Genomic DNA, 26,789 nt, shown 5'->3' on the forward strand with positions numbered 1-26,789 from the left:
AGGAGCCGCCTTAGCTCAGCCGGTAGAGCGGCGCATTCGTAATGCGTAGGTCAGGTGTTCGAGTCACCTAGGCGGCACCATTCTTCCCCAATGTGAGTTTTCTCGACGCCTCTGCGCCCGGCCTGCGGCCATAGGGCGCTTGGCGTTTCGGCGCGAGTGTTCATAGAGTCATGTTCTGTGAGCGATGTTGTCGGCGCTCGCGACGGCGGGGTGTGCTTCTCAGCCCCGGAGGGACGACGAATGCGGTGGTGGCCGCGGCTGTGGGTGTCGCCAGTTCGCAAGGAACTGGAGCGGCTGCGCGAAAGCGAGGCGCGCTACCGACTCATGGCGGAGCACGCCCACGATATCTTGCTGCAGTACGATCCTGCAGGGGTGGTGCAGTATGTCTCGCCTTCGGTCGCCCGCCTCGGGTTGCGGCCCGACGACCTCATCGGCAAGACCCTGGCGCAGCTGACGCCCCCCGACGACCCGGCGCTGGCGTCGGCGGAGGGGAAGGCGGGGCCGGACGACCCGCCGCTTCGGCGGGACGACAGCCTCCTTCTGCGGTTGCGGTGCGGCGACGGCTCGTGGCGGTGGCTGCAGGGCAATCCGGCCGCGATGCTCGGCGACGACGGGCGGATGCTCGGTTCGGTCTCGATCATGCGCGACGTGACCGACCAGCGACGGGTGGAAGATCAGCTGCGCGAGAGCGAGACGAGTTATCGGCAGCTCGCCGAGTCCGCCGGCGACATCATCGCCCGCGTCGACCTGAAGGGAATCATCGAGTTCATCTCGCCCTCGGTCGCCGCCCTTGGCTATCGCCCCGAACAGATGATCGGGCGCAGCACGAACGACTTCGTCCATCCCGACGAGCAGACCGGCGCCGTGCTCGCTGCGATCCGCGCCGGCAGGCCGCCGCCGAGTGGTCGCGACAACGAGTTCCGGCTCCGCCGCGCCGATGGCGGCTGGGTCTGGATGGAAGGACGTCCCGCCGCGATCTGCGATGCGGTGGGCGAGCCGGTGGCGATGGTCACGGTGCTCCGCGACATCACCGAGCAGCGACGTCTGGAGGACGAGCTGCGGCGGAAGGAGGCCGAGGCGCAGGGGGCGGCCATCGCCAAGTCCGAGTTCCTGGCCACGATGAGCCACGAGATTCGCACGCCGCTGACCGCGGTGGTGGGCTTCGCGGGTCTGCTGGGCAAGATGCAGGGTCTGCCCGAAAAGGCCCTGACCTACGTCGACCGTATCGCCCGTAGCGGCGAGGCGCTGACGTCGATCGTCAACAATGTGCTCGACTTCTCGAAGATCGAAGCCGGCCAGGTCGAGTTGCGGCCAGAACCGCTGGAACTGCGGGCGTTCGTCGATGACGTGCTCGGCGTTTTGCAGGACAGCGCCGAGGCCAAGGGCTTGAGGCTGTCAGGCGAGGTCGTTGGGCCTCACCCCAGCGCGGTGTTGGCGGATGCGGGACGGCTGCGCCAGGTGGTGCTCAACCTCCTGACCAACGCCATCAAGTTCACACATCAGGGCGAGGTGTCGCTGGAGGTGCGCTGGCGGCAGGGCGCGCTTCTGGTTTCGGTGCGCGATACCGGCATCGGCATCGCGCCCGAGGCGGCGACGCGCCTCTTCCAGCGCTTCTCGCAGGTCGACAGTTCGAACGCCCGACGCTTCGGCGGCGCCGGGCTGGGTCTGGCCATCTCGCGCGGACTGGTCGAGCTGATGGGCGGCGAGATCGCGGTGGAAAGCGTCGAGGGCCGCGGCTCGCAGTTCTGGTTTCGAGTCCCGGCCAAGTCGGCGGGCGCCAGCCGGCGGGCGGCCGAGCCCGAGGCGGCCAAGCCCCCCGCGGGCGCGCGGGTTCTGGTGGTCGATGACGCGCGCGCCAACCGTGAGCTCATCATGGCCCTGCTCGGCCCCTTCGACCTGCAGCTGACCGAGGCCGCCGACGGGCTCGAGGCGCTGGAGGCCGCCCGGCAGACCACGTTCGACCTGGTGCTGATGGACCTGCAGATGCCGGGGCTGGACGGCATCGCGGCGACGCGAGCGATCCGTGGCGGCTCGGACCTGAACCGCGACACGCCGATCCTGGCCGTCAGCGCCAGCGTGCAGCCGGCGGACGTCGATGCGTGCCGCCAGGCCGGCATGGACGACCACATCGCCAAGCCCATCAACGCTCGGGAGCTGGTCGGAAAGGTCGCACACTGGATCGGCGCCCCGAGAGGTCCTGGATCGCAACGCGCGACGGGTTGACGTGACTTCCGGCTATGCCGCGACGAGCCCGCCGCGGACGGTCACCTGGGCCTGGAAGAGATAGCCGCCGCCGCGCAGCGTCTTGATGAATTCGCCGGCCCCGTCGCAGGCCGACAAGGTGCGCCGCAGCCGGGCCACCCGCGCGTCGATCGAGCGTCCGCCGGCCACGCCGACGCCGCCGTGCAGCAGACCCACCAGCACCTCGCGGGGAAGCACCACGCCGGGGCGGTCGACCAGCGCGCGCAGCAAGGCGGCGTCGGCGGGGCTGAGCCGGACCGTGCGGCCCGAGGGCGATGTCACGTAGCCGAGCTCGGCGTCGAACCGCCAGGTCGCGAGCGCGGCCGCTGCGGCCTGCCGCGTGTGACGGGCCGCCCGGCGGAGCAGCGCGCGCACCCGCGCCAGCAGCTCCAGCGGATGGATCGTCTTGGGCAGAACGTCGTCGGCGCCGAACTCCAGGCCCGCGACGCGGTCCAGCGTATCGGCGGCGCGGGCCACGACCAGCACGGGGGCGGCGTCGGCTTCGGAGAGCCGGCGGCAGAGGGCCAGGCCGTCGGCGTCCGACAGCGCGGTCTCCAGGATCACCAGGTCGGCGGCGGCCGCGTCCAGCATCGGCTGGGCCTCGGCGGCGGTGTCGGCGCGGGCCACCTGGAAGCCGTGGCGGCGCAGCATGTCTATGCCCGGCTCGATGGCGCCTGAGTCGGAGTCGATCCAGAGCACGCGGGGCGATCCGGGCGCTTGACCCGGCCGGGAGGGGGCGGTTCCGGCGGCGAATTCGAAGGCGACGGCGGTCATGGCGATCCTCGCTGAGCGCCGTCGGCCTGAAGCGGCCATGACGCAGGCCTGATCTTACATATGCGCGCCGATTATTCGTGACGACTTCTTGTCATACTTCACATGAAGCGTGTTCATGTATCAGAGTGCGGCGACAATTGTGACGCATGTCGACGGATGTCTTCTTTTTGCAACATTATTCCGCGAACGACTTTCCCCCGGATTGATCTCGGCGCATCGGGCGTTGCCCGAGAGCCTTGCCGAGTTGTCTAATAAGCGAATGTATTTATTGCAATAATGTGCTGACCACGGCGCTGGGAGCCTTCCCAGGAAGGGGCGCTTCATGAGATATGTTCATGATTGTCACAAGACAAATTCAGTAAAGACGCACTGCACGCGACAATAGTTTTTCTCCAGCGGCGCTCAGGCGCGTGGCCGGTTCGCCCGGCGGCGCGTGGGCCGGCTTTTCATTGTGGGGATCGGCCCCTGCGACGCGCGCGTCGCGGGCCGTTGGAGGACTTAGACCTTGAACACCAAGCATACGCGGACGCGCCTTCTGGCGTCGTCGATGATCTGTGGCGCGGCCCTTGTCGGGCTGGCCGGCCCCGCCGTCGCCCAGACGGCCGACGACGAAGTGGCCGAGGTGGTCGTCACCGGCACCCGCATTCCCTCGCCCAACCTGGAAAGCGTGAGCCCGGTGCAGGTGGTGGGCGCGCAGGAAGTGGTGCTGGGCGGCCGCCCGGTGACCGCCGACATCCTGAACCAGCTGCCGCAGGTGAGCCAGAACGGCCAGACCGGCTTCTCGACGACCTCCAACCCGCTCTCCAACCCGGGCGGCACGGCGACGGTCGACCTCCGCGGCCTGGGCCAGCAGCGCACCCTGGTGCTGGTGGACGGTCGCCGCCTCGGCATCGGCGACCCCGATACCGGCAACCCCAATCCCTCGCCCGACCTGAACCAGATCCCGTCGCAGCTGATCCAGCGGGTCGACGTGCTGACCGGCGGCGCGTCGGCGACCTACGGCTCGGACGCCGTGGCCGGCGTGGTCAACTTCATCATGAAGCGCGACTTCGAAGGCGTTGAGATCGACGCCCAGTGGGGCGTCTACCAGCACGAACAGCACAACGAGTTCGTCCAGGGCCTGCTGCCGGCCCGCCGCGTGACGCCGCCCAAGAAGAACGTCTGGGACGGTGAGTCCAAGGACATCTCGATCATCATGGGCGCGAACTTCGAGGAAGGCCGCGGCAACGTCACCGGCTACTTCACCTATCACGACCAGAAGCCGGTCACGCAGTCCAAGCGCGACTACTCGGCCTGCCAGGTGGTGCTGAACGCGAACGGCACGGTCAGCTGCGCCGGCTCGACCAACTCGAACCAGTTCGTGCTGGCCGCTGGCGGCGGCTTCAACCTGCCGGGCGCGCCGACGCAGGTCGCGGTGGTCGGCAACACGTTCGCCCCCTGGAGCGGCACGGCCAACACCACGCCGCCGCCCTTCTTCAACTCGAACGACTACGCCTACCTGATCCACCAGGGCACCCGGTACACGGCCGGCTTCCTGGCCCGCTACGAGGTGAACAAGCACCTCGAGTTCTACGGCGACTTCGGCTTCATGCAGGATCGCTCGAACGTGCAGATCGCGCCCACCGGCCTGTTCCAGGGCTCGGGCGCCTCGCCCAACGGCGGCTTCCTGGTCAACTGCAACAACCCCTTCCTCAGCGCCCAGCAGCGCGGCGTGATCGGCTGTTCGGCGGCCGACATCGCCTCGGGCGCCAGCAAGGACCTGCTGATCGGGCGGCGGAACATCGAAGGCGGGGGCCGCAACCAGGCCTACAACCACACCAACTACCGCGCCGTGTTCGGCGGCCGCGGCGAGATCGCGGGATCGTGGAAGTACGACCTCTATGGCTCGTACTACTACACCGAGCTGAACAACGCCGCGCAGAACTACCTGTCGATCTCCCGGCTGCAGAATGCGCTGCAGGTCGTGCAGACGCCGACGGGGCCGCAGTGCATCTCGGGCGGCGGCTGCGTGCCCTACAACATCTTCCAGGACGGCCAGGTCTCGGCCGCGGCGCTGGCCTACCTGGATATCGAGGGGACGTCGCGGGGCTCAATCGCCGAGCGGATCGTCGAAGGCACGATCACCGGCGACCTCGGCGACTATGGCGTGAAGTCGCCCTGGGCCACCGACGGAGTGGGCGTGGCGTTCGGCTTCCACAATCGCCGCGACCACCTGGAGTACCAGCCCGACGCGGCCCGGCTGTCGGGCGACCTGTCGGGGTCCGGCGGAGCGTCCACCCCGATCGACAACAGCCTGCGGGTGAACGAGGGCTTTGCCGAAGCCCGCGTGCCGCTGGTGCAGGACAGGCCTTTCGCCGACGACATCACGGCCGAGCTGGGCTTCCGGTACTCCGACTACTCGACGGGCATCAACGCCGAGACCTGGAAGATCGGCCTGTCGTGGGCGCCGACCCCGGACTTCAAGTTCCGCGGCTCGTACAACAAGGCCATCCGGGCCCCGTCGATCCTCGAGCTCTACACGCCGCAGGCGGTGACCAACACCAGCCAGGTGTCGGAAGACCCCTGCGCCGCCGGCGCCGTGGCCCCCGCCTCGCTGGCCGCCTGCCAGAACACCGGCGTCACGGCGGCCCAGTACCGCAACATCCCGCAGTGCCCGTCCGGCCAGTGCGCGGTGCTGAACGGCGGCAACACCAACCTCGGCCCCGAGACGGCGAAGACCTTCACCATCGGCGCCACGGCCCGCCCGGCGTTCATCCGCGGCTTCACCGCCAGCGTCGACTACTTCCGCGTCGACCTGAAGGACATCGTCGGGGCCATCCCGCTGGGCGTGATCCTGACCCGCTGCCTGAACACCGGCGACCCGACCTTCTGCTCGCAGGTGGTCCGCGCCCAGAACGGCATCCTGTTCGGCACCACCGCGGGCGCCGGCGGCTACATCAACGGGACCAACACCAACATCGGCGCCGGCGTGACGTCGGGCGTCGACCTGCAGGCGAACTACGTCCTGCCGATCGAGGACTGGGGCCTGGAGGACTGGGGCAGCGTCTCGGTGAGCCTAACCGGTTCGTACCTGCTCAAGGCCACGGTCACGCCACTTCCGGGCGTCGCCGCCTATGACTGCGCCGGCCTGTTCGGCGCGCAATGCCAGACGCTGAACCCGCGCTGGCGTCACACGATGCGGGTGACCTGGGCCACGCCGTGGGACGTCACCACCTCGCTGACGTGGCGCTACATCCACGACATGACCTACGAACAGGACACCAACGAGCCCACGATCGGCCGCGGCACGCGCAACGCCTTCAACCACAAGCTGCCCCAGCGCAGCTATCTGGACCTGTCGGCGCAGTGGGTGATCAACGACATGTTCGCGGTGCGCGGCGGCATCAACAACATCCTCGACCAGGATCCGCCGCTGGTGAACAACCGGATCTCCCAGACCGGCTCGCCCAACTCCTACCCCACCTACGACCTGCTGGGTCGCCGGATGTTCGTGGGCGTGACCGCGAAGTTCTAGCGCTCGCTCTCACCAGAGAGGCCGTGCCGTCAGGGGCTCCCGCGCAAGCGGGGGCCCCTTTCTTCGTGTTGGCGAGCGACAATCTTAGCGGAACCCCGCAGCCGTCCGGCTGGTCGCGATGCTCCGGTCTAAACATCCCGCCAAGAACCGGACCTCGTGAACTTCAGCGAGGGGTGGAAAGGGGACCTCGCACGGCTAAGCTCCCCGCATGGAAAAGTTAAATCTCAGGCCTGCGTTACAGCGCATGGAGCGCTTCATTGGCTTCACGATCCCTCGAAACGGGACCTTCTATGTCTGCGACCATGACGAGGTTGTGCGGATATCCTTCGACGGCTCGATCTCCGCCGAGGTGACTGACGAACACCCCTACAGGTTCGTTGAGAACAACGCCGATTTCCTAGGTCTCGTCTTCGACGGCTTGTCGGCGAACGAGCCCGTCTTGCGGGTAGGATCGACAATCGTCTCCTACAACCTTGATCCCACGAAGGACTTCGTCAGCGTGAATTGCGAAATCGCAGGCCAGAAGGAAGTGTTAGAGTTCCGCACATTGTCTGGCGATTGGTTCGTGGCCTCACTTTCTGAGGGTGGAAGGCACCTTGTTCTGGCGGAACCATACGAGGTCGCGCTGTATCAATTGAGGTGACTGGAAGATTTCGACAATCCCATCTGGCTCGGGGAATGTCTGAGGAGGGTCGATCTCCGGTGTCGCGACCACGCCGCGTAGCGGACGTTCGCGAGTCGCGCCCAGAGGGGACCTCCTGAAGGTCGGAGACGGGTCGGTTGCGGGCTTTACCTCCTCCGCGAAGCGGCGGGAGGTAAGGGTCATCTAAGGGTGCGATCAGGCGGCGTGCAGCGTCGGCGCGGGGGCGGGCGGCTCCAGGGCGCCGGCCAGCCAGTCGACGAACGGGCGGATCAGGTCCGCGCGCGGCGAGGCGGGGTTCCAGACGGCCGTGTAGTCTTCGCGCAGGGTCGCCTCGGCCTCGAACAGGCGGACCAGGCGGCCGGCCTTGAGGTCGTCGCGCACCAGCAGGCCCCGGGCCAGGCAGACCCCCGCGCCGCTGCGGGCCAGTTCCAGCGCCGCCAGCGGGCTGTCGGCGGTGAGCGTGGCGTGCACCGGCAGGTCGGACAGGCCCACCTGTTCCAGCCAAAGCCGCCACGGATGCTCGGGCTGGGCGATCAGCGGCGCGCGGACCAGGTCCTCGGGCCGGCGTGGGAGGTCGACCCCCGGGGCGGCCACCGGAAACAGCGCCTCGCCGGCCAGGCGGCGCTGGGTCAGGCCCGCGCAGGCGCCGGCGCCATAGAGGATCGCCACGTCGGCCTCGCCGGCCGAAACCTCGCCGACGCCGGTCACCGTGCGCAGCTCCAGCTCGCGGTCCGGCTGGGCGGCCATGAAGCCCGAGAGCCGGGCCGACAGCACGCGCTCGGCGATGCCGGCGGTGGACGCGACCACCAGCCGCGCCCGGCCCGGCCGCGACGGCGCCTCGAAGGCCTCCGAGATGAGATTGAGCGACAGGCGCAGGCGGCTCACGAACGCGCGGCCTGCCTCGGTGAGGGCCACGGTGCGGCCATAGCGCTCGAACAGGTCGACGCCCAGACGCAGTTCCAGGGAGCGGATGGCGTGGCTGATGGCGCTCTGGGTCAGGTTCAGCTCGTCGGCGGCCTTGGTGAAGCTCTCATGGCGCGCGGCGGCCTCGAACGCAGCGATGGCCCTCAAGGATGGCGGTCGCACCGGCACGGCAAAGCTCCCTCACGCACACTTCGCGAGCCAGGATGCCGCAGCCTCGACGGTCTTCATGGAAAATGCGGCGAAGGGCCGCAGCGGCGGCGCTCAGCGGCAGGTTTTGCGGCGAACGGCCGCGATGCGTCGACAAGCGGCCTTGGACCGGCGACGCTTTTCACGAGAATGTCCGAACATCCCGGTGAACGGCGCGTCGCCGTTTGCCCAAGCTTTTGCAAGGATCTGACCGTTCGGCGTTGCGCCTTGGCCCGCTCCGGGCCCGAACGATCAGGGAGAGGCCCCTGGTGCGCCTACCGCGTCCGAACAACTATCTCGTCGCGAACTTCGTCCTCTGGACGCTGACCTACGTCATCGTCACAGCGCGGATGCTCGCCGAGCCGATCCCCCATGCCGGCGACATGGCGCTTCGCCGACTGGGCATGGCGGTGTTCGGCTTCCTCGCCTGCCTCGTGATCGGGCGACTGCTGTCGGCCATCGCCGAACAGCCGATGTGGCGGCGCATCGTGGCGGCGGTGGCGATGTCGGTCGTCGGCGGTTTCGCCTATTCGATCCTCAACTATGCGGTTTTCTACCTGGTCAATCCGCTCTGGAAGGTGGAGCCGCTCAGCCCGATCTCGGCGGCCTTCACCGCCTCGATGTTCTTCTGGACCTTCATCAGCTGGTGCGCGCTCTACTTCGCCATCCGCTATGAGGAGGAACTCAAGGAGAAGAACCTGCGGTTGGTGGCCAGCCAGGCCCTGGCGATGGACGCGCAGAACCGGATGCTGCGCTACCAGATCAATCCGCACTTCCTCTTCAACACCCTCAACGCGCTGTCCTCGCTGATCCTGGCCAAGGAGAACGAACGGGCCGAACGGGTGGTCCTCTCGCTCTCCAGCTTCCTGCGCCACACGCTGGAAAAGGAGCTGCCCGACAAGGCGCCGCTCTCCGATGAGATCGAGGCCCAGCGCCAGTACCTGCTGATCGAGCAGGCGCGTTTCGAGGACCGGCTGAACTATGTCGAGAACATCCCGGCCGAACTGCGCGACGCCCTGGCGCCCAGCCTGATCCTGCAGCCGCTGGTCGAGAACGCGGTGAAGTACGGTGTGGCGCGGTCGAACGCGCCGGTGACCATCGAGATCACCGCCACGGCCGACGCCGGCCGCCTGCGGCTCACCGTGTCGGACGACGGCGGCGACGGAGCCGGCTCGCAGGCGCCGCCCAAGCTGGGCCTGGGCCTGGAAAACGTGCGTCGGCGACTGGACCTCATCTACGGCCGGGCCGCCGAGCTCACGGTCGGCCCGCGCCGCCCCAACGGCTTCCTGGCCTCCGTCGAGATTCCCCTGGAGCGCGCATGAGCGACGGAACGTCCACCCTCACCCGCCCCCTCCGCATCGCCATCGTCGATGACGAGCCGCCGGCGCTGCGCCGGCTGCAGATGGCGATCGACAAGGCCGGCGACGCCGCGGTGGTGGCCCAGGCCACCAATGGGGAAGAGGCGCTCGCGCTGATCCGCGAGGGCGGGCTGGACGTGGTGCTGCTGGATATCCGCATGCCCGGCATCTCCGGCCTGGACCTGGCGCGCGCCATCGATCCCAAAGAGGCGCCGGTTTTCATCTTCGTCACCGCCTTCAGCCGTTTCGCCGCCGATGCGTTCGAACTGGCGGCCGTGGACTATCTGCTGAAGCCGGTGGAGTTCGAGCGCCTGCACGAGGCGCTGGAACGCGCGCGGCGGGTGCTGGAGGGCCGTGAGGCCCGGCTTCGGATCGCCGCGCTGGAACAGGTGGTGCAGGCGCTGCGCGCCGTCGACGCCGAGGCGCCCGAGTCCGGATTCGCCGAGGAGATCTGGGTGCCCGACCGCGGCGACCGCCTGCGGCTGCCGGTCAGCCTGATCGACTGGGTCGAGGCCGAGCGCGACTACGTGCGCATCCACAGCCGGGGCCGCAGCTTCCTGGTCCGGAAGGCGATCTGCAAGCTCCAGGCCGAGCTCGACCCCGAAGACTTCCTGCGCGTCCACCGCGGCGCCCTGGTCCGCCGCGACCGCATCGTGCGGCTGGCCCGCCGTCCGGGCGGCCCCTCGGCTGTGGTGCTGCAGTCCGGCGCCGAAGTCCCCGTCGCCCGCCGCCAGGCCGCCCAAGTCCGCCGCATCGTCGGCGTCCGGGTTGCCGGTTGAGAGCGCCTAGAGCGGGGCGCAGCTCGACATGTTGACGGGCTTGGACTCGGTGCGGGTCCAGCCGTTGGCGTCCTTCGAGAAGAGCATGAACGAGGAGCCGGACTTGCCGGTGGAGCCGTCGGGGTTGCGTCCGGCGAAGGTCATGGCCGCGACCACCTGGGTGACGACGCCCTTGGCCTTCTCGGCGGCGTCGATCTCCTGGTAGGCCTTGCACATCACCTGGAAGTCCTGGCAGCCCTTGCCCTCGACCTTGCTGGCGCACGCGGGGTGCTCGGCCTCGACGGCGGTGCGCCACGCCAGGATCTCCGAGTCGAGACCCGCGGTCGGGTTGCTGGCGTCCGCTTTTTCGCCCGAACTGCAGGCGGAGACGAGAAGGGCGGCGAGCGCGGCCACGGCGGCAGGTCTGATCACTGAAGGCTCCGAACGAGAATCCGGGCAGCGCATAGCCCAATGATCGCGGCAGGTATGTGACCAAATCGCCGCGGCGGAGCCTGTCGCGGAAATTAGTTGGGCCCCGCCTGGTTGGCAGGCGCCGCTTGCGTCATCACCGGCCCGATCTCGTCGTGTAGCACCAGGTCGGCATACTCATCGATCTCGGTGGGCTCGCGGTTGACGATGGCCAGGCGCGCGCCGTTGCGCTTCGCCACGAGGGGGAAGCTCGCCGCCGGATAGACCACCAGCGACGACCCCAGCACCAGGAACAGGTCGCAGGCCAGGGTCTGCGCCTGCGCCCGCGCCATGGGCTCGGCGGGCATCGCCTGGCCGAACGAGATGGTGGCGGTCTTGACGATGCCGTCGCATGCGCGACAGGCGGGCAGGTCGCCGGTGGCCTCGTACAGCGCCTTCAGGTCGTCCAGCTCATGGCGCAGGCTGCATTCCAGGCAGGTGGCGTAGCTGGCGTTGCCGTGCAGCTCGATTACCTTCTCGGCCGGCACGCCCGAGGCCTGGTGCAGATTGTCGACGTTCTGCGTGATCACCGCGCTGGCCTTGCCCGAGTGGATCAGCCGGGCGACGCCCATGTGCCCGGCGTTGGGCTCGCGGCCCACCCAGCCCGCGCGGCCCGAGAACGCGCGGGTCCAGGCCTCGCGGCGCTTGTCCTCGCTGCCCACGAACTCCTGGAAGTAGATCGGCTTCATCTTGCTCCAGACGCCGCCGGGGCTGCGGAAGTCGGGAATGCCGCTTTCGGTCGAAATGCCTGCGCCCGTAAAGACGACCACCCGGCGGGCGTCGGCGATCATCCGGGCGAGGTCGGCCCGCGTGGGCTCAGGGCGACTGGGCATGTCGCGAGCTTACCCGAGCGTTGAGACGTGATGAAGGGCGGGGGAGCGGATCGGCCCGGCCGTTGGACGGGGGGATGCCAGGGGGCCGGGCCGATCGCGACCGCTCGTTGAGCGGTCGCGGAAGGTAACAGCCAAGCGAGTCTAAGGTTCCGTCCCGAACGCGCGCGCGATGTCGGAATCTTCGACGCCGTCCAGCTCCAGGCGCTTCACCCGCGAGGTCTCGCCGGATGCGATGCGCACCGCAGACTTCGGGACGCCCAGCGCCTTGGCCAACAGGGCGATGACGGCGGCGTTGGCCTGGCCGTCGGACGGGGCCGAGGACACGCGCAGCTTCAGGACCGGCTGGCCGGCCTCGTCGCGGGCCCACCCGTCCACAGCATCGCGGCCGCCCTTGGGCGTGACGCGGACGGTCAACCGATGAGGCCGAAGAGCGGGCGGAACAGCCATGGCAGCAGGTATCCTCGCACGCCTTGCAGCAGCAGGATCACGATGATGGGGCTGATATCGACGCCACCCAGCGGCGGAATGAACCGCTGCACCGGCCGCATGACCGGCGTCGTCACCGCGTCGAGAAAGCGGGCCACGCCGTACACGAACGGATTGCGCAGGTTGATGACGTTGAACGCCACCAGCCACGAAAGCACTGCGCTCACGATGATGGCGAGGATCAGAAGCCCGATCAGGGCGTCGATGATGTAGTAGAGAAAGCCGGCCATAGCCCCGGTTCTACCGGCCTTTGTGGCCGTGACAAGGTGAAGCGTCGGACCCGCCTGACGCAGGGCGCCTTGACAGAGGGCCGTCCAATCGAGTTATTCCGCGCCTTCCTGGGGCCGTAGCTCAGTTGGTAGAGCGCCTCGTTCGCAATGAGGAGGTCAGGGGTTCGACTCCCCTCGGCTCCACCAGGAACCTTTCGCCATGACCGGACCCGCGCGAATCCACGCCCCTTCGACGGGCGGGCGGCTGGTCTACGCCGTCGGCGACATTCACGGCCATGTGGACCAGCTCGACAGCCTCCTGGCGCAGATCGCGGCTGATGCCGTGGCGTCGGCGACGCGCGAGCCGCCGCTGCTGGTGTTTCTGGGCGACTACGTCGACCGCGGCCCGCACAGCCGTGCGGTCATCGACCGAATCATCGCCGTGGCCGCCGACGACCGTTTCGAGGTGGTCGCGCTCAAGGGCAATCACGAGGACGCCATGGTTCGCTTCCTGTCGGACCCCGGCTTCGCCCCGGCATGGATCGCCAATTGGGGCCAGGCGACGCTGGCGTCATATGGCGTGGCGCCGCCCTCGGCATTCGATCCGGCGGCCTGCGAGGCGGTTCAGGCCCAGCTGGCCGCGGTGCTGCCCGACAGCCACCGCGCCTTCATGGCCGGACTGCGCCTCAGCTTCGAGGTCGGCGACTACCTCTTCGTGCATGCCGGCGTGCGGCCCGGCGTGCCCCTGGACGCCCAGGCCGAACGCGACCTGATCTGGATCCGATACGACTTTCTGGAGTCGGACGCGGCGTTCGGAAAGGTGGTGGTGCACGGTCATACCCCGTCCGATCGTCCGGAGCGCAAGCCCAACCGCATCAATGTCGACACCGGCGTCTACTTCAGCGGCGTTTTGACGGCAGTTCGCCTGGAAGGCGAGCAACAAGGATTTATGCAATCTTACGCCTAGCTGCGACCTCGCGTCATACGCGAATCTCCTGCGACACCATTGCGCCTTTAGACTGACGCAACTCATGTCGTACCAAAGAACAATCGGGACGGACTAAAGTCTCCGACAGCAGGGGATACATAAGAACATCATCAAGCTTGACCATTGGCTCGCTCCGAGCACTTCTGGTCATGGCCGCAGTTTGACCGAAATGTGTCAGGTTGTTGATGTTCGCGTGTGCGACCGACGGCGGAAGCCGTTGGCCGGGCGCCCCGGTCGGGACGGCGGTCATGTTCGAGTAAGAACAACGGGACGCTCTCATGGCCACCATCAACGTCAGCACGACCGCCGCGCTCAGCACGGCGCTCAAGGCCGCCAAGGCCGGAGACACGATAGTCCTGTCGCAGGGGAGCTATACGCTCAGCGCTTCGAACCTGAAGTTCGCAAGCGAGGTCGTCGTCACCTCGGCCGACGCCGGCCGGCCGGCCGTGATCACCAACCTGTCGATTACAGGCTCGTCGGGCCTCACCCTGCGCGACCTGGACCTCAGCGCCTCGCCGACCGGCATGGAAAGCCCTTTCCAGATCAAGGCCAGCGAGAACATCCGCCTTGAACGTCTGGACGTGCACGGCACGGTCAACAACGATCCCTCTGACGACGTCTCCGGAATGCTGATCCGCGGCTCCAGGAACGTCACCGTCGTCGATTCTGAGTTCCACGACCTGGCCGACGCACTGACGCACGTGGATTCCTTCGGCCTGACGATCGCCCGCAACACCTTCCACCACCTTCAGTATGACGGCGTCCGTGGAGGCGGAACGTCGAACATCACCATCAGCGGAAACCTGTTCCGCGACTTCTTCCCGAAGGCGACGGACCATCCCGACGCCATCCAGTTCTGGACGACCAACACGACGGCGTCGGCCAGCAATATCGTCATCACGGACAATGCCTTCCTCCGCGGTGAGGGCGGGGCCGCGCAGGGCATTTTCATGCGCGACCAGGTGGGCAACCTGCCCTACGAAAACGTCACGGTGACGGGCAATGTGATCGCGGGCGCCACGTATCACGGAATCTCGGTCACGGCGGCCCGGAACGTCACGATCGACAACAACATCGTGCAGGGCTTCACGGGCATGAAGTCCTGGATCCTGCTCTCGAAGGTCCAGGGCGCGACCGTCACCAACAACGGCGCCAACGAAGTCATCGTCCAGCTCTCCGGGAACGTCTCTCAGACCGGCAATCAGGTGATCGGCCTGGCCACCGACAGCGGAGCCTGGGCCTTCGGGCAGTGGCAGCCACCCGCCAACGACGGCGCCGGCGGCGCGGGTCCGGGCGCCGGCGCCGTGTTGGGCCAGGTGCTGACGGGCGACGCGGGCGCAAACACCCTCAGCGGCGACGCCGGCGCCGATACGATCGACGGCCGGGGCGGCGCCGACCTGCTGACGGGCGGCCCGGGTGACGACGTCTTCATCGTGACGCCCAGCGCCAAGGTCGTCGAGCTTGCCGGGGGCGGCGTCGATCTTATCCGGACCGGAGAGTCGCTGAGCCTGCCCGCCAATATCGAGAATCTCGAGATCCTCGGCACGAAGACCGCGTCGGCGGGCGGCAACGAACTCGACAACACCATCATCGGCAACGCTGGCGGCAATTACATGCGGGGCTATGCGGGGAACGACACCCTGGATGGCCGGGCGGGCAGCGACATGCTCCTGGGCGAAGCTGGCGACGACCGGCTGATCGGCGGCGCCGGGAAGGACACCTTCGTCTTCAAGCCGGGCGGCGGCTCCGACACCGTCGCCGACTTCTCGGCGGGCGACACCCTCGACGCCTCGGCGCTGTTGCTGGCCGGCGCGCGCGCCACGCTCACCGCGGGCGCCGGCGGCGTCACGATCAGCTTCAGCACCGGCGAAAAGATCATACTGTCGGGGCTGGGTCTCGATGACCTCACCGCCACCCCCACCGGCTGGATCTTCGGGTAGCGTTTTCCTAGTGCGCGTCGTCCCAGTTGGGGGCGGCGCGCGCCTCCACCACCAGCGGCACGCTGATCTGGAGCGCCGGCTCGGCCGCGCGCTCCATGATGCGCTTGGCCACGGCGATGACCGCGTCGGCCTCGGCCTCTGGGGCTTCGAAGACCAGTTCGTCGTGCACCTGCAGCAGCATCTTGGCCTTCAGGCCCGCGTCCGCCAGCGCCTGGGGCATGCGGATCATCGCGCGGCGCATCACGTCGGCCGCCGCGCCCTGGATCGGGGCGTTGATGGCGGCGCGGTCGGCGAAGCTGCGTTCGGCCTGGCTCTTCCCGCGGGCGGCCGGGATATGCACCTTGCGGCCGAAGATGGTGGTCACGAACGCCTCTGAGCGCACCTGCTGCTGCATGCGGTCCATGTAGGTCCGGATGCCGGGGAAGCGCTCGAAGTAGGTCTTGATGTAGGCCCCGGCCTCTTCCCTGGGGATGCCCAGCTGGTTGGCCAGCCCGAACGCCGAGATGCCGTAGACGATGCCGAAATTGATCGCCTTGGCGCGGCGGCGCGTGTCGGCCGGCATGCCCTCGATCGGCACGCCGAACATCTCGGACGCCGTCATGGCGTGGATGTCGAGGTTCTCGGCGAAGGCCTTCTTCAGCTGCGGGATGTCGCCGATGTGGGCCAGCAGGCGCAGCTCGATCTGCGAATAGTCGGCGCTGATCAGCACGTGGCCGGGCTCGGCGATGAACGCCTTGCGGATCTTGCGGCCTTCTTCCGTCCGGATCGGGATGTTCTGCAGGTTGGGATCGGTGGACGCCAGGCGGCCCGTGGTGGCGGCGGCCAGGCTGTAGCTGGTATGAACCCGCTGGGTCCTGGGGTCGATCGCGGCCACCAGATTGTCGGTGTACGTACCTTTCAGTTTCGACAGCTGCCGCCAGTCCAGCAGGATGCGCGGCAGCTCGTGGCCCTTGGCGGCCAGATCTTCCAGCAGCGACGCGTCGGTCGCCTGGGCGCCGGTGGCGGTCTTCTTGCCCGACTCCAGGCCCATCTCGCCGAAGAGGATGTCGCCGATCTGCTTGGGACTGCCCAGGTTGAACGGCCGGCCCGCGACGCGGTGCGCCTCGGCCTCCAACTCGACCATGCGCACCGAGAAGTCGTGGCTGAGCTGCTGCAGGATCTGCGTGTCGACCTTGATGCCTTCCAGCTCCATGCCCACCAGCGTCTGCGGCATCGGGCGCTCCAGGCGCTCGTAGACCGTGGACATGCGCTCGTGCGCCAGGCGCGGCTTCAGGTGTTCCCAGATGCGCAGCGTGACGTCGGCGTCCTCGGCGGCGTAGGCGGTCGCGGCGCTCAGCTCGACGTGCTTGAAGCTCTTCTGCGACTTCCCCGTGCCGGCGACCGTCTTGTAGGCGATCGGCTCGTGGTCGAGGACGCGCTTGGACAGCTCGTCCATCCCGTACTTGTTGTGGAGCCCGCCTTCGAGCGCGAAGGCCAGCAGCATGGTGTCGTCGATCGGCGCCACGGTGATGCCGTGCCGGGCCAGCACCGCGATGTCGTACTTGGCGTTGTGCGCCACCTTCAGGACCGAGGGATCCTCGAGCAGCGGCTTCAGCTTCGCCATTGCCACATCGAGCGGGATCTGCTCGAGGCCGGCTGTAGGTTCGCCGAACAGGCCGCCCTCGTCCTCGCCGGCGTGGCCCACCGGGATGTAGCAGGCATGTCCGGGCGCGGTGGCCAGCGAGACCCCGCACAGGTTCGAGCTGAGCGCGCCCAGCGCGTCGGTTTCGGTGTCGAACGCGACGACGCCGGTGGCGTAGGCCCGCGCGATCCAGGCCTCCAACGTGGCGACGTCGCGCACGCAGGCGTAGGCGGTGGTGTCGATGGCGCCATGCGCCGGCGCGGCCGGCCCGGACGCCTTGGTTTCCGCCATGACCGACTGCACGGCCGCCTCGCGGCCGGGGGCGGTGGCGTCGCCCACGCGGCGCGCCAGGGTGCGGAACTCCATCAGCTCCAGGAAGGCCTGCAGCGCGCCGTGGTCGGGCTCGCGCACGGCGAGGTCGTCGACGGGTTCCGGCAGGGGCGTATCGCAGTCCAGCCGCACCAGCTGGCGCGACAGGCGGATCTGGTCGGCGAACTCGATCAGGGTCTGGCGGCGCTTCTCCTGCTTGATCTCGGAGGCCCGGGCCAGGAGCGTATCGAGGTCGCCATACTCATTGATCAGCGCCGAGGCGGTCTTGATGCCGATGCCGGGCGCACCCGGCACGTTATCGACCGAATCGCCGCAGAGCGCCTGCACATCGACGACCTTGTCGGGCGTTACGCCGAACTTCTCGGCGACCTGATCAATTCCGATCTTCACGTTCTTCATGGTGTCGAGCATCGACACCCGCGGACCGACCAGCTGCATCAGGTCCTTGTCGGACGAGACGATCACCACCTCGCCGCCCATGTCGCGGACCTTGCAGGCATAGGCGGCGATGATGTCGTCGGCCTCGTAGCCGGGCAGCTCCAGCGAGGGTACGCCGAACGCGCGGGTGGCCTCGCGGACCAGCGGGAACTGCGGGCGCAGGTCCTCCGGCGGCGGCGGGCGGTGGGCCTTGTACTGGTCGTAGAGCTTGTTGCGGAACGTGTCCTCGGAGTGGTCGAAAACGACGGCCAGGTGGGTGGGCGCGTCGGCCTGGGCCTTCATGTCGACCAGCAGCTTCCAGATCATGTTGCAGAAGCCGGCGACGGCCCCGACCGGCAGGCCGTCGCTCTTCCGCGTCAGCGGCGGCAGGGCGTGGAAGGCGCGGAAGATGAAGCCCGAGCCGTCGACAAGGTAGAGCCGTATCGCCGGGCCGTCCTGGGTCGGCGGGCGGTCGGTGTCGGGGAGCGGCGGCGCTTCGGCGTCGAGCGTATCGGTCATGGCGGCAAGATAGGGGCTGGGCGTCGCAAGGTCATCTGCGGAGACGGTCAACATCCGCAGCTCAGGCGCCGGCTGCGTGGCGCGCCACCGTTCGTCATGCCACGGTCGGGGCGCTGGCGATTTGGGGGTGCGCTGTGATTCGAGGGATGCTGGCCGTCCTGGCTTGGCTGCTGGTAGTCAGTGGCGTCGCGGCGGCGGACCTGCCGGCCGACAAGATCAACAGCTTCCGGAAGGGCGTGACCACCCGCGAGCAGGTGCGTGCCGAATTGGGTCCACCCGTCATGGAGCGGAGTGTTCCCGGTGGCCGCTTGATCGACCGGTATGACTTCGACGTTCCCGTCAGCGACAAGGTCGAGAAGGCCCACAAGCTGATCGTGCTGTTCATCTTCGATCGGAAGGGGCTTCTCCTCGGCGCCGACTTCTTCGCCAACAACGATGCACCTGCATCGGGAGCGCGACCCGCCACCGAACCCCTTCGCGACGAGAACCTGCTCACCCCTTTGGAGGAAGGCTTCAAGGTCGCTTACCAAGCTCGACAGGGTCAGGTCGGCATTAGCGAGATGACGCCGAAGGACGAGACGGTCGAGGCGTGGTCGCGGATGGTGACCGCGCACACCTACTTCGGGCGCCGCCATGCCGATCCCGACTTGATCCCGAAGGGGATGGTGAAGTCGTGGGCGGAGGCATGCCCCGGCGGCACAGGCGAGCGCATTCAGAGCGGCACGGAGAACGGTTATCCAATGTCGCTCTGGGCCTTCCGTTGCTCGCACAATCCGCAGACGGGCAAGCCTGAGACCATGTGGATGAAGACGATCAGCGGCGCCGACGCGCTGTACGGGGTGCAGTACGCCTACCGCCGCGCCTATGGCGAAGACATCGCACAGGCCGCTCAGTCGTTCCTCGCCCGCGTCAGCGCCTGCGACACGCGGGATACAGACCATCCCTGCCCGCAACTGACGCCAGGCCGCTAGGCGGCGTTCGTCCGCTACACAGAGAACCGCTTCTGCAGCGCGGGCGCGCCTTCCGAGGCGGCGAAGACGGCGCCCGAGTCGCCCTGGGCCAGGAAATCGGCGGCGGCCTTAGCGAGGGCGGCGAAAGCGATGTTGAACGTGCCCGTCCCGGCGCTCAGCCGGCGCACGCCCAGCGCCTTCAGCCCCGCGGCGTCGGGCGCGCCCGGCCAGGCCAGGATGTTGAGCGGGGCGGGGATCGCCGCCGCCAGCCGGCCGATCAGCCCCGCGTCGGCGGCGCCGGGCACGAACACCCCGTCGGCCCCCGCCGAGACATAGAGCCTGCCGCGCCGGATCGCCTCGGCCTCGGCGGCGTCCCCGGTCGCCAGCTGCCGCAGGTAGATGTCGGTGCGCGCGTTGATGAACAGCGGCACGTCGGCCTTCTCCGCCGCCTGGCGCGCGGCGGCGATCTTTCGGGCATGGAGGTTCGGATCACGCGACCCGTCCTCGAAGTTGATGCCCACCGCGCCGGCCTCGATCACCCTGGTGATGTTGCGGGCCAGCTGGTCCAGGTCGTCGGTGAAGCCGCCCTCGAAGTCGCAACTCACCGGCAGGTCGGTCACCCGGCCGATCGCCGCCACCACCGCGCAGGTGTTCTCCACCGCCAGGATGTCGCCGTCCGCCTGCCCGAACGTCCAGGCCACCGCGGCCGACGAGGTGGCCACAGCCTTGGCCCCCGCATCGGCGACCACGGCGGCCGAGGCCGCGTCCCAGGCGTTGGGCAGGATCAGGACCTCGGGGCCCTGATGCAGCTGGTGGAACAGGTCGGCTTTCGCAGTCTGGCTCATGGGTCCCTCACGACATGTGCGGGTCCGCATATGGGGTCACTGCTGACAGCGTGCTGGCGGTATCCGGACACGAACGGATAATGGTGAGGCTCTGAGTCATGCTTCCCGGCCGCGCCATTGTCGGACCCCGTCGGCGCGCCTATGTCGGGCCCGTGGCCGCCCCTCTCTCCGTTCCGCGCGTGACCGTCTGGTACGACGGCGACTGTCCGCTGTGCCGGCGGGAGATCGCGGTGCTGCGGCGGCTCGACCGCCGGGGCGCGGTGGCGTTCGTCGAGGCGCACACCGCCGACTCCTGCCCCATCGATCGCGCCGAACTGCTCGCCCGGTTCCACGCCCAGGAGGGCGACGGGCCGGTCGTGACGGGCGCCGCCGCCTTCGCGGCCATGTGGCGCGCGCTGCCGCTGCTTCGCCCGCTGGGGCTGGCGGCGCGGTCGCCGACGATCCTGCGATGTCTCGAGGCCGCCTATCTCCTTTTCCTGCGCATCAGGCCCCGCCTTCAGCGTCTGGCGGGCGGCCGCGCATGACGCCGCGCCCGGCCATTCCCCGCGTCGTCCTCGGCTACGGCCTCGCCGGCCTCATTCCCTTCTGGGCGCCCGCCGCGGCCGGCCTCGCCTGGCCTGAAACCCGCGAGATCGGGGGCCTGCTGCTGGCGGCCTATGCCGCCCTGATCCTGTCGTTCCTGGGCGGCGCACGCTTCGGCCGCGCAGTGCTGGGCGAGCCGCCCTCTGTCGCCACCATCTCGCTGTCGATGCTGCCGACGATCGCAGGCCTGGCGCTCCTGGCCCTGCCGTCGTCCCTGCGCACCGTCCAGCTCCTGGCGCTGGCCGCGGCGCTGGCGCTCCACTGGCTCTGGGACCTGCGCGACACGGGCGCGCCGGCCTGGATGCCGCGGCTGCGGACGATCCTGACGGCCGGCGCCGTCGCGGGCCTGGCGGTCGGGGCGGTGGTCCTTGGCGTCTGACACACCCCTGGGCGTCGTGGTCGGCGCCGGCGGAATCGGCCGCGCGCTCGCCCAGGCCATGGCGGCCGACCCGGCCTACGACCGCGTGCTGGTCATCGCGCGCCGCCCCGTCGAGACGCCGGGGGCGGAGCTCATCCTGGCTGACCTGCTGGACGACGACGCCATGGATCGCGCCGCCCAGGCCATCGCCGACGCCGGCCGCCCCAGCCGCGTGATCGTCGCCACCGGCGTGCTGCACGGCCCCGGCCTCTCGCCCGAGAAGACCATGCGCGCGCTCACCGCCGAGGCCCTGACCGAGGTGCTGCGGGTCAACGCCGTGGGTCCCGCCCTGGTCGCCCGCCGCCTGCTGCCCCTGATGCCGCGCGACCGGCCCAGCGCCTTCGCGGCGATCTCGGCGCGGGTGGGGTCGATCGGCGACAACCACCTGGGCGGCTGGTACGGCTACCGGGCCTCGAAGGCGGCGCTGAACATGCTGATCCGCACCCTGGCGGTCGAGCATCGCCGCACCCACCCCCTCGGCCTCTGCGTCGCCCTGCATCCCGGCACGGTCGACACGGCCCTCAGCGCCCCGTTCCAGCGCGGGGTCGCGCCCGAGCGCCTGTTCACGCCCGAGGTTTCGGCGGCCGCGCTGATGCAGGTGCTGGACGGCCTGGGCCCGGACGCGAGCGGCGGCTTCTACGCCTGGGACGGCGCCGAGATCCCCTGGTGAGCCGGGGCGGGAAAGCCGCTAAACCCCCTAAGTGACCGCTTCGGCCCTGACCCGCATCGCGCTGCGCGACTTCCGATCCTACGCCGACGCCGAGGTGAGCCTCGACGGCCGCCCCGTCTGGCTGGCCGGCGCGAACGGGGCGGGCAAGACCAACCTGCTGGAGGCGGTCAGCTTCCTGATCCCGGGCCGCGGCCTGCGCGGTTCGGCCCTGGCCGAGGTGGGCCGCCGGATGCCGGGCGAGACCGCCGGCCGCGCCTGGGCCGTCGCGGTGACTGTCCGCGCGGGCGACGACGAAACGCGGCTGGGCACGGGGGTCGAACAGGCCGGCGCCGCGCGCCGCGTCGTCCGCGTCGAGGGCGAGCCCACGCCCCCCGGCCGTCTCGCCGAACACGTCCGTCAGGTCTGGCTGACCCCCGCCCAGGACCGGCTGTTCCTGGAGGGCGCCGCCGACCGTCGCCGCTTCTTCGACCGGCTGGTGTTCGCCGCCGAGCCGATGCACGCCGCCCACGTCCAGGCCTACGAGAAGGCCCAGCGCGAGCGGATGCGCCTCCTGACCGATGGTCCCGCCGACCCCGCCTGGCTGGACGCGCTGGAGGCCCAGCTGGCCGAAGCCGGGACGCTGATGGCCGAGGCCCGCGCCCGCACGCTGGCCGCCCTGGCCGACGAGATCGCCACCCGCGGCGAGCGCCCGTTCCCGCAGGCCCGCCTGTCGCTGACCGGCGACTGGGAGCGGATGGCCGCCGAGGGCCGGGCCTCCGCCGCGATCCAGGCGCTGCTGGCCCAGGCGCTGAAGCAGGCCCGCGACCGCGACGCCGCCGCCGGCCGCGCGCTGACCGGCCCGCACCGCGGCGACCTCTCCGTCATCCACGCGGAAAAGGACCGCCCCGCCGCCGAATGCTCCACCGGGGAACAGAAGGCCCTGATCCTCAACCTGGTGCTGGCCCAGGCGGCCCGGCTGGCGCGCGCCGATGCGCCGTCGCCGATCCTGCTGCTGGACGAAGTGGCCGCCCACCTCGACGCGCGCCGCCGCGCCGCCCTGTTCGACGAGATCGAGGCCCTGGGTCTCCAGGCCTTCCTCACCGGGACCGACGAGATGCTGTTCGACGGCCTGGCCGGCCGGGCCCAGGGCTTCCGGGTGGATGGCTCGGGCCTGACGCGCGTGGGCTGAACCGGCGGATCGCCCACCAGACGGGCGGAATGCGAATGCGCCGCACGGCCGGCCCCTGAGTCGTTGACGCCCCCGCCTGCCGCCTCCAGCGTCAGGAAAAGACGCCGGGGAGGGGTCGCGATGCGGATGCTGCTGGTCTCGGACCTGCACTACGCGCTGAAGCAGTACGACTGGACGGCGGCCGCGGCCCCGGCGTTCGACCTGGTCGTCATCGCGGGCGACCAGCTCGACATCTCGAGCAGCCTCGACGGCGGCGTGCAGGTGCTGGTGATCCTCAAATACCTGCAGCGGCTGGCCCGCTCGACCCGGCTGGTCGTCTCGTCGGGCAACCACGACCTGGATCGCCGCGACGACGACGGCGAGCGAGTCGCGACCTGGATGGAGCGGGTCCGGCGATTGGGCGTGCCCACCGACGGCGACAGCCTGACGCTCGGCGACACCCTGGTCACCATCTGCCCCTGGTGGGACGGCCCGAAAGCCCGCGAGGCCATCGCCCGCCAGCTCGCCCGCGACGCGGCTGCGCCCAAGCGCCTCTGGATCTGGGTGTACCACGCCCCGCCCGAGGGCTCGCCCACCGCCTGGGACGGCCGCCGCTGCTGGGGCGACGCCGAACTCTCGGCCTGGATCGATCTCTATCGCCCCGACATGGTCCTGGCCGGCCACATCCACCAGGCGCCGTTCAAGCGCGACGGCTCGTGGGTGGACCGCATCGGCGACACCTGGGTCTTCAACTCGGGCCAGCAGATCGGGCCCGAACCGCCGCACATCGTGATCGACACAGACGAGCCGGCGGCCGCCTGGTTCTCGCTGGCGGGTGTGGAGATGGTGCGCCTGGACGAGCCGCTCGTCCGCCCTGTCGATTCCCTGTCGCGTCTGCCCGACTGGGTGCCGTCTATCCCGGGTCCCGATCCGATCCCGGCGTGAACGCCGGCCCCTGCGAATGGACGAGGCTCTCCAGGATCTCGTCGACGAACCCCAGGTGGCTCTGGTCGTCGGCGAACTGGCGCTTCAGGTCGACGAGGTAGCTGGTCACGCCGTTCAGCCGCTGCGCCAGGGTGCGGGCCAGGTGATGGGCGATCTGCGGGTGCTCCCGCAGGAAGGCCTCGCCGTCGTCGCAGCGGTGGGCCCGGCAGGCGGTGAGCGCGCGCACCGTGGCCATGTGCGGCATGCCCAGCAGCACCGACATCTCGCCGAAGATGGCGCCCGCGTCGCCCACGACGTTGATCTGGAAGTCGCCCTTCAAGATCTCGACCTCGCCCGCGACCAGCACGTAGAGGCGACCCGTCGTCAGGCCCTCGTCGAGCAGGACCCCGCCCGGCTCGAAGTCTGCGATCGGCAGGTCGCGGCAGAGGGCCAGCAGTTCGGCGGACATCGACGCCACCGTTAGCCGATCCCAGTCGTCGGAGGCGCGCTGTTTTCAGCTCGCAGGCGCATCCCGGAGACCGGCGCCTAAAAAGTAGGCGCAACAAGATGAAGCCCCGTGGGCGCCGGACTTGCGCACCCGCGTGGCGCGGCGGTCAGCCTGTCGGGCTCAGGGCGTCCGGGCGGATGGCGCGGGCGAATCCCTTCCCGTCCCGGGCGGAGGAGGAGCCGTGCAATCGTGCGCCCCGCAGTAGATCGTACGAGCGTCGGCCGCCACCTGACTGGACAGCCGCGCCATGGCAGGCGACTCGCCCGTAGGCCGGGGCTTCATCAACGCTTGCGTGGTCGGATTCGCAAGGAATCGCGTCACCTCCGCGATCTGGGCCTGGGAGTACTTCGTCGCGAGAGCGTCAGCGATCTCGTCGACGACCCGATCGACGGTGCGACGCATCGCGACGCGCACGCCGTCCTCGATCGCCCTGGCCGTGGCGGCGTCGTATTGCGCCGCCAGACCAGCGGCCATCTGGCTCAGCTGCGGTTCGAGCTGCTCGGTCATCTGCTGCATCGGCTGGAAGGTCATGACGAGGTCTCTCGCCGCGGCAGACGCCGCCGGGGGAGCTGACCGGGGTTTGGTCGCGACCGGCGTGATGGGGGCCGCGGGAAACGAGACTCGCACCGTGACAGAGGCGTCGACCCCTGCCGGCGCCTCGTAGGCCGTCGCGAGTTGCAGCGCCGCCTTGCCGAACGTCCAGCCTGCCGGCGCCTCGGCGTCCACGCTGCACCCGGTAAGCTTGCCCTCGGCGGTGGTCCGGCACGTTAGCCGGGCAGAGCCGGGGACCCCAAGGGCCCCGGCCAGGCGAGGCGTGACGCGCGCAAGCCTGGCCTCAGACGGTGTCACCGTCCACGTCGTCACCTCTTCCGCCGCGGCGTTGCGGCTCGCGACGAGCTGCGTCTCCTCCGGTGTGGCCTGGCAACGCAAGCGCTCGCAGATCGCCGTCCGCAGCTCGGCCAATACGATCTGCCCCATCCGCGCGTCGGAAAAATCCATGCTGGCTCCGACATCCTCTCCACCCCGAAGCAGCGCCGCTGCCGGGGACTCCGCGAACGCGACGATCCACGACAGGTCCGCCGCGCTGTAGACTTCCGCCAGGGAGGTTGCGAGGGCGAGCCGGACCTCGGCGCGCCGCTCGCCGATCGCGGTGCGCACGGCGGTCGCGGCAGCTGTCCGCGGGGCTTGGGGCACGCTGGGCGTTGCGCTGCGTTCCGCCGCGCTCAATTCCGCTTCATGGGCGGCAAGGAACGACTCCGTCAGGCCCATGGAGTCCACGATCCGCTCGGCGATAGTCACCGAAGCGGCCGGCGGCGGGGCGCCTTGTGGAAGCGGGGGGAGCACGAAGCGAAGAGGAATGCACACAACCCCCTCGACGGGCTTCCCGTCCACGGTCTGGGGACGCATCCGGAATGCCCGGCTCATTCGGATCGCCGCCGCGCCGAAGCCCATCTCCGACGGCGTCTCGGAGTCGACAGTGCAGTCCTTCAGACGCCCTTCCGCCGTGACCGCGCAGGTGATTACCGCTCGCCCACCCTGGTCGAGGAACGCCGCCAGCTTTGGATAGTTTTCAGTGAGCATGTCGGCGGTCGGCATCTCGGCCCAGTCCGGCGCCGTGATCGTGGGCGTTCTCGATTGGGCAAGCGCCATGCCCGGCGCCAACCACAGGACCGCGAACAGCAACCAACCCCGCATTGCGCCCCCGCGATCCACCCTTGAAGCGTGAGCTTAGCCGTTCGGCGGCTCGAACCAAGCCCCCCCCCGCAACCCGCGCCGAACAATGTCGGTGTCGATCGGCGACACCCCATGCGACCGCTTTTGTCGTAGGCGCGTGTTTCCCTCCCGATCATGTCCGATGGCCCCACCCGCGATGAGGAGATTCTCGCCCGCCTGGCGGAGCGCGACCTCGCGGCCGTGGAGCGGACGCACGACAAGCTCATGGCGGCGGAGGACGCCGCCGAGATCGCCGAACTGGGCCGCACCTACACGCGGATGGCGCGTTCGCTGCGCCAGACCCTGGCGCTCAAGGCCAGGCTCGCCCGCGAGCGGGAAGCGGCGGCCGTCAAACGGCCCAGGCCGCCCGAACCCGAACTGGTCCATGAGGGTCTGCGCACCGTCAACGCGGACCAGCGCGTCCAGATCGAGCGCGCTCGCGACGCCGTCCTTCTCCGCTTCGACGTCGAGCGGCCCGACTGGGACGAGCTCGACGAGGCCATGGTCTACGACATCCTGATCACCCTGGCCGAGGAGGACGAGGACTTCCTCGAGGCGCCCGTCGAGACCCTCGTCGCCCAGGTCATGGAACTCATCGCCGGCCTGGAGGACGACGCCGAGCCGGGCGACCGTCCCGATGAAGACCGCGCCCCCCACGACTCCGCCTGACCGCCGGAGTCGGCCTGAAATGTCCCTCGCCTGTCATGGATAGGTCCTGACCCGCCCGCCGCCTTCGCTGCGGCGCCGAAACGCGTGCAGAATCAGCCGCGAACCCTATATAGGGAGGCATGGATTTGTAGGCTCCGCGCCTGGCGCGCGGGGC

At 69.3% G+C, this 26,789-nt stretch carries 24 protein-coding genes and 2 tRNA genes; 16 read left to right on the top strand and 10 right to left on the bottom strand.

Annotation, left to right across the window (positions count from 1 at the left end; genetic code table 11):
* Nucleotides 1-4 precede the first annotated feature (4 nt).
* A tRNA-Thr gene (locus tag ACQ66R_RS13650) sits at nucleotides 5-80 on the top strand.
* A gap of 160 nt (nucleotides 81-240) precedes the next feature.
* Nucleotides 241-2,223 (top strand): PAS domain S-box protein, encoded by a 1,983-nt coding sequence (locus tag ACQ66R_RS13655; RefSeq protein WP_430422810.1) that lies wholly within the window; start codon nucleotides 241-243, stop codon nucleotides 2,221-2,223.
* A 12-nt stretch (nucleotides 2,224-2,235) separates the two neighbouring features.
* On the opposite strand, the gene ACQ66R_RS13660 is transcribed toward ACQ66R_RS13655, so the two are convergent.
* Nucleotides 2,236-3,015, bottom strand: coding sequence for a response regulator transcription factor (locus tag ACQ66R_RS13660; protein WP_430422812.1), 780 nt, complete (start codon nucleotides 3,013-3,015; stop codon nucleotides 2,236-2,238).
* 505 nt (nucleotides 3,016-3,520) lie between these two features.
* Here ACQ66R_RS13660 and ACQ66R_RS13665 point away from each other — a divergent pair.
* Nucleotides 3,521-6,529 (top strand): TonB-dependent receptor plug domain-containing protein, encoded by a 3,009-nt coding sequence (locus tag ACQ66R_RS13665; protein ID WP_430422814.1) that lies wholly within the window; start codon nucleotides 3,521-3,523, stop codon nucleotides 6,527-6,529.
* Nucleotides 6,530-6,773: 244 nt separating this feature from the next.
* Nucleotides 6,774-7,172 (top strand): hypothetical protein, encoded by a 399-nt coding sequence (locus ACQ66R_RS13670; RefSeq protein WP_430422816.1) that lies wholly within the window; start codon nucleotides 6,774-6,776, stop codon nucleotides 7,170-7,172.
* A gap of 195 nt (nucleotides 7,173-7,367) precedes the next feature.
* On the opposite strand, the gene ACQ66R_RS13675 is transcribed toward ACQ66R_RS13670, so the two are convergent.
* Complete coding sequence (locus tag ACQ66R_RS13675) at nucleotides 7,368-8,243, bottom strand: LysR substrate-binding domain-containing protein (protein WP_430422818.1); 876 nt, start codon at nucleotides 8,241-8,243, stop codon at nucleotides 7,368-7,370.
* 308 nt (nucleotides 8,244-8,551) lie between these two features.
* Between ACQ66R_RS13675 and ACQ66R_RS13680 the strand changes: the two genes are divergently transcribed.
* On the top strand, nucleotides 8,552-9,604 hold the full coding sequence (locus ACQ66R_RS13680; RefSeq protein WP_430422819.1) for a sensor histidine kinase: 1,053 nt from the start codon (nucleotides 8,552-8,554) through the stop codon (nucleotides 9,602-9,604).
* On the top strand, nucleotides 9,601-10,419 hold the full coding sequence (locus ACQ66R_RS13685) for a LytR/AlgR family response regulator transcription factor (protein ID WP_430422821.1): 819 nt from the start codon (nucleotides 9,601-9,603) through the stop codon (nucleotides 10,417-10,419). The genes ACQ66R_RS13680 and ACQ66R_RS13685 overlap by 4 nt, the downstream gene beginning before the upstream one ends.
* Before the next feature lie 6 nt (nucleotides 10,420-10,425).
* Here ACQ66R_RS13685 and ACQ66R_RS13690 read toward each other — a convergent pair whose 3' ends face one another.
* The 4 genes from ACQ66R_RS13690 to ACQ66R_RS13705 form a co-directional block, all read right to left on the bottom strand.
* Nucleotides 10,426-10,830 carry a hypothetical protein gene (locus ACQ66R_RS13690; RefSeq protein WP_430422823.1) on the bottom strand — a complete coding sequence of 135 codons (405 nt, stop codon included), beginning with the start codon at nucleotides 10,828-10,830 and terminating at the stop codon, nucleotides 10,426-10,428.
* A 92-nt stretch (nucleotides 10,831-10,922) separates the two neighbouring features.
* Entirely contained in the window at nucleotides 10,923-11,699 is a 777-nt protein-coding gene (locus ACQ66R_RS13695) for an SIR2 family NAD-dependent protein deacylase (RefSeq protein WP_430422825.1), read from the bottom strand.
* Between the two features lie 141 nt (nucleotides 11,700-11,840).
* The gene (locus ACQ66R_RS13700; protein ID WP_430422827.1) at nucleotides 11,841-12,113 is read right to left on the bottom strand and encodes a DUF167 domain-containing protein; all 273 of its coding nucleotides are present in this window, start codon (nucleotides 12,111-12,113) and stop codon (nucleotides 11,841-11,843) included.
* A complete protein-coding gene (locus ACQ66R_RS13705; protein ID WP_293360184.1) occupies nucleotides 12,110-12,415 on the bottom strand; it encodes a YggT family protein in 306 nt (101 codons plus the stop codon). The genes ACQ66R_RS13700 and ACQ66R_RS13705 overlap by 4 nt, the downstream gene beginning before the upstream one ends.
* A 110-nt stretch (nucleotides 12,416-12,525) precedes the next feature.
* On the opposite strand from ACQ66R_RS13705, the gene ACQ66R_RS13710 reads away from it, so the two are divergent.
* The 3 genes from ACQ66R_RS13710 (at nucleotide 12,526) to ACQ66R_RS13720 (ending at nucleotide 15,322) form a co-directional block, all read left to right on the top strand.
* Nucleotides 12,526-12,601 (top strand) — tRNA-Ala (locus tag ACQ66R_RS13710).
* A 13-nt stretch (nucleotides 12,602-12,614) separates the two neighbouring features.
* On the top strand, nucleotides 12,615-13,361 hold the full coding sequence (locus tag ACQ66R_RS13715; RefSeq protein ID WP_430422829.1) for a metallophosphoesterase family protein: 747 nt from the start codon (nucleotides 12,615-12,617) through the stop codon (nucleotides 13,359-13,361).
* 299 nt (nucleotides 13,362-13,660) lie between these two features.
* The gene (locus ACQ66R_RS13720; protein ID WP_430422831.1) at nucleotides 13,661-15,322 is read left to right on the top strand and encodes a right-handed parallel beta-helix repeat-containing protein; all 1,662 of its coding nucleotides are present in this window, start codon (nucleotides 13,661-13,663) and stop codon (nucleotides 15,320-15,322) included.
* Nucleotides 15,323-15,329: 7 nt separating this feature from the next.
* On the opposite strand, the gene polA is transcribed toward ACQ66R_RS13720, so the two are convergent.
* Nucleotides 15,330-18,209, bottom strand: a complete 2,880-nt coding sequence (gene polA / locus ACQ66R_RS13725; RefSeq protein WP_430426301.1) for a DNA polymerase I — start codon at nucleotides 18,207-18,209, stop codon at nucleotides 15,330-15,332.
* A gap of 146 nt (nucleotides 18,210-18,355) precedes the next feature.
* Between polA and ACQ66R_RS13730 the strand changes: the two genes are divergently transcribed.
* Entirely contained in the window at nucleotides 18,356-19,180 is an 825-nt protein-coding gene (locus ACQ66R_RS13730) for a hypothetical protein (protein WP_430422832.1), read from the top strand.
* A gap of 14 nt (nucleotides 19,181-19,194) precedes the next feature.
* Here ACQ66R_RS13730 and ACQ66R_RS13735 read toward each other — a convergent pair whose 3' ends face one another.
* Nucleotides 19,195-20,004: an isocitrate lyase/PEP mutase family protein gene (locus tag ACQ66R_RS13735; RefSeq protein WP_430422834.1), complete on the bottom strand. Its 810-nt coding sequence runs from the start codon at nucleotides 20,002-20,004 to the stop codon at nucleotides 19,195-19,197.
* A 98-nt stretch (nucleotides 20,005-20,102) separates the two neighbouring features.
* On the opposite strand from ACQ66R_RS13735, the gene ACQ66R_RS13740 reads away from it, so the two are divergent.
* From ACQ66R_RS13740 to ACQ66R_RS13760, 5 genes are all read left to right on the top strand, one after another.
* The gene (locus tag ACQ66R_RS13740; RefSeq protein ID WP_430422836.1) at nucleotides 20,103-20,528 is read left to right on the top strand and encodes a thiol-disulfide oxidoreductase DCC family protein; all 426 of its coding nucleotides are present in this window, start codon (nucleotides 20,103-20,105) and stop codon (nucleotides 20,526-20,528) included.
* Nucleotides 20,525-20,965: a DUF3429 domain-containing protein gene (locus ACQ66R_RS13745; protein WP_430422837.1), complete on the top strand. Its 441-nt coding sequence runs from the start codon at nucleotides 20,525-20,527 to the stop codon at nucleotides 20,963-20,965. Before ACQ66R_RS13740 ends, ACQ66R_RS13745 begins: the two co-directional genes overlap by 4 nt.
* Complete coding sequence (locus tag ACQ66R_RS13750) at nucleotides 20,955-21,674, top strand: SDR family NAD(P)-dependent oxidoreductase (protein WP_430422839.1); 720 nt, start codon at nucleotides 20,955-20,957, stop codon at nucleotides 21,672-21,674. The genes ACQ66R_RS13745 and ACQ66R_RS13750 overlap by 11 nt, the downstream gene beginning before the upstream one ends.
* Before the next feature lie 31 nt (nucleotides 21,675-21,705).
* On the top strand, nucleotides 21,706-22,842 hold the full coding sequence (recF, locus tag ACQ66R_RS13755) for a DNA replication/repair protein RecF (protein ID WP_430422841.1): 1,137 nt from the start codon (nucleotides 21,706-21,708) through the stop codon (nucleotides 22,840-22,842).
* Between the two features lie 120 nt (nucleotides 22,843-22,962).
* On the top strand, nucleotides 22,963-23,766 hold the full coding sequence (locus ACQ66R_RS13760; protein WP_430422843.1) for a metallophosphoesterase family protein: 804 nt from the start codon (nucleotides 22,963-22,965) through the stop codon (nucleotides 23,764-23,766).
* Here ACQ66R_RS13760 and ACQ66R_RS13765 read toward each other — a convergent pair.
* Together ACQ66R_RS13765 and ACQ66R_RS13770 are read right to left on the bottom strand one after the other, a co-directional pair.
* On the bottom strand, nucleotides 23,735-24,214 hold the full coding sequence (locus ACQ66R_RS13765; RefSeq protein WP_430426303.1) for a Crp/Fnr family transcriptional regulator: 480 nt from the start codon (nucleotides 24,212-24,214) through the stop codon (nucleotides 23,735-23,737). The two genes, ACQ66R_RS13760 and ACQ66R_RS13765, sit on opposite strands and share 32 nt — an antisense overlap.
* 159 nt (nucleotides 24,215-24,373) lie before the next feature.
* On the bottom strand, nucleotides 24,374-25,936 hold the full coding sequence (locus ACQ66R_RS13770; RefSeq protein ID WP_430422845.1) for an energy transducer TonB: 1,563 nt from the start codon (nucleotides 25,934-25,936) through the stop codon (nucleotides 24,374-24,376).
* Nucleotides 25,937-26,101: 165 nt separating this feature from the next.
* On the opposite strand from ACQ66R_RS13770, the gene ACQ66R_RS13775 reads away from it, so the two are divergent.
* Nucleotides 26,102-26,635 carry a hypothetical protein gene (locus tag ACQ66R_RS13775; RefSeq protein ID WP_430422847.1) on the top strand — a complete coding sequence of 178 codons (534 nt, stop codon included), beginning with the start codon at nucleotides 26,102-26,104 and terminating at the stop codon, nucleotides 26,633-26,635.
* Nucleotides 26,636-26,789: the final 154 nt, after the last annotated feature.

Origin of the sequence: Phenylobacterium sp. (assembly GCF_965284355.1) — a bacterium.
GTDB lineage: Bacteria > Pseudomonadota > Alphaproteobacteria > Caulobacterales > Caulobacteraceae > Phenylobacterium.

Excerpts from the sequence above, each read along its gene's own strand:
- ACQ66R_RS13765 (WP_430426303.1), bottom strand. The coding sequence starts at position 24,214 with ATGTCCGCCGAACTGCTGGCCCTCTGCCGCGACCTGCCGATCGCAGAC.
- ACQ66R_RS13775 (WP_430422847.1), top strand. The coding sequence starts at position 26,102 with ATGTCCGATGGCCCCACCCGCGATGAGGAGATTCTCGCCCGCCTGGCG.
- ACQ66R_RS13685 (WP_430422821.1), top strand. The coding sequence starts at position 9,601 with ATGAGCGACGGAACGTCCACCCTCACCCGCCCCCTCCGCATCGCCATC.
- ACQ66R_RS13735 (WP_430422834.1), bottom strand. The coding sequence starts at position 20,004 with ATGAGCCAGACTGCGAAAGCCGACCTGTTCCACCAGCTGCATCAGGGC.
- ACQ66R_RS13670 (WP_430422816.1), top strand. The coding sequence starts at position 6,774 with ATGGAGCGCTTCATTGGCTTCACGATCCCTCGAAACGGGACCTTCTAT.
- ACQ66R_RS13730 (WP_430422832.1), top strand. The coding sequence starts at position 18,356 with ATGCTGGCCGTCCTGGCTTGGCTGCTGGTAGTCAGTGGCGTCGCGGCG.
- ACQ66R_RS13740 (WP_430422836.1), top strand. The coding sequence starts at position 20,103 with ATGCTTCCCGGCCGCGCCATTGTCGGACCCCGTCGGCGCGCCTATGTC.
- polA (WP_430426301.1), bottom strand. The coding sequence starts at position 18,209 with ATGACCGATACGCTCGACGCCGAAGCGCCGCCGCTCCCCGACACCGAC.
- ACQ66R_RS13695 (WP_430422825.1), bottom strand. The coding sequence starts at position 11,699 with ATGCCCAGTCGCCCTGAGCCCACGCGGGCCGACCTCGCCCGGATGATC.
- ACQ66R_RS13715 (WP_430422829.1), top strand. The coding sequence starts at position 12,615 with ATGACCGGACCCGCGCGAATCCACGCCCCTTCGACGGGCGGGCGGCTG.
- ACQ66R_RS13705 (WP_293360184.1), bottom strand. The coding sequence starts at position 12,415 with ATGGCCGGCTTTCTCTACTACATCATCGACGCCCTGATCGGGCTTCTG.
- ACQ66R_RS13745 (WP_430422837.1), top strand. The coding sequence starts at position 20,525 with ATGACGCCGCGCCCGGCCATTCCCCGCGTCGTCCTCGGCTACGGCCTC.
- ACQ66R_RS13660 (WP_430422812.1), bottom strand. The coding sequence starts at position 3,015 with ATGACCGCCGTCGCCTTCGAATTCGCCGCCGGAACCGCCCCCTCCCGG.
- ACQ66R_RS13655 (WP_430422810.1), top strand. The coding sequence starts at position 241 with ATGCGGTGGTGGCCGCGGCTGTGGGTGTCGCCAGTTCGCAAGGAACTG.
- ACQ66R_RS13760 (WP_430422843.1), top strand. The coding sequence starts at position 22,963 with ATGCGGATGCTGCTGGTCTCGGACCTGCACTACGCGCTGAAGCAGTAC.
- ACQ66R_RS13720 (WP_430422831.1), top strand. The coding sequence starts at position 13,661 with ATGGCCACCATCAACGTCAGCACGACCGCCGCGCTCAGCACGGCGCTC.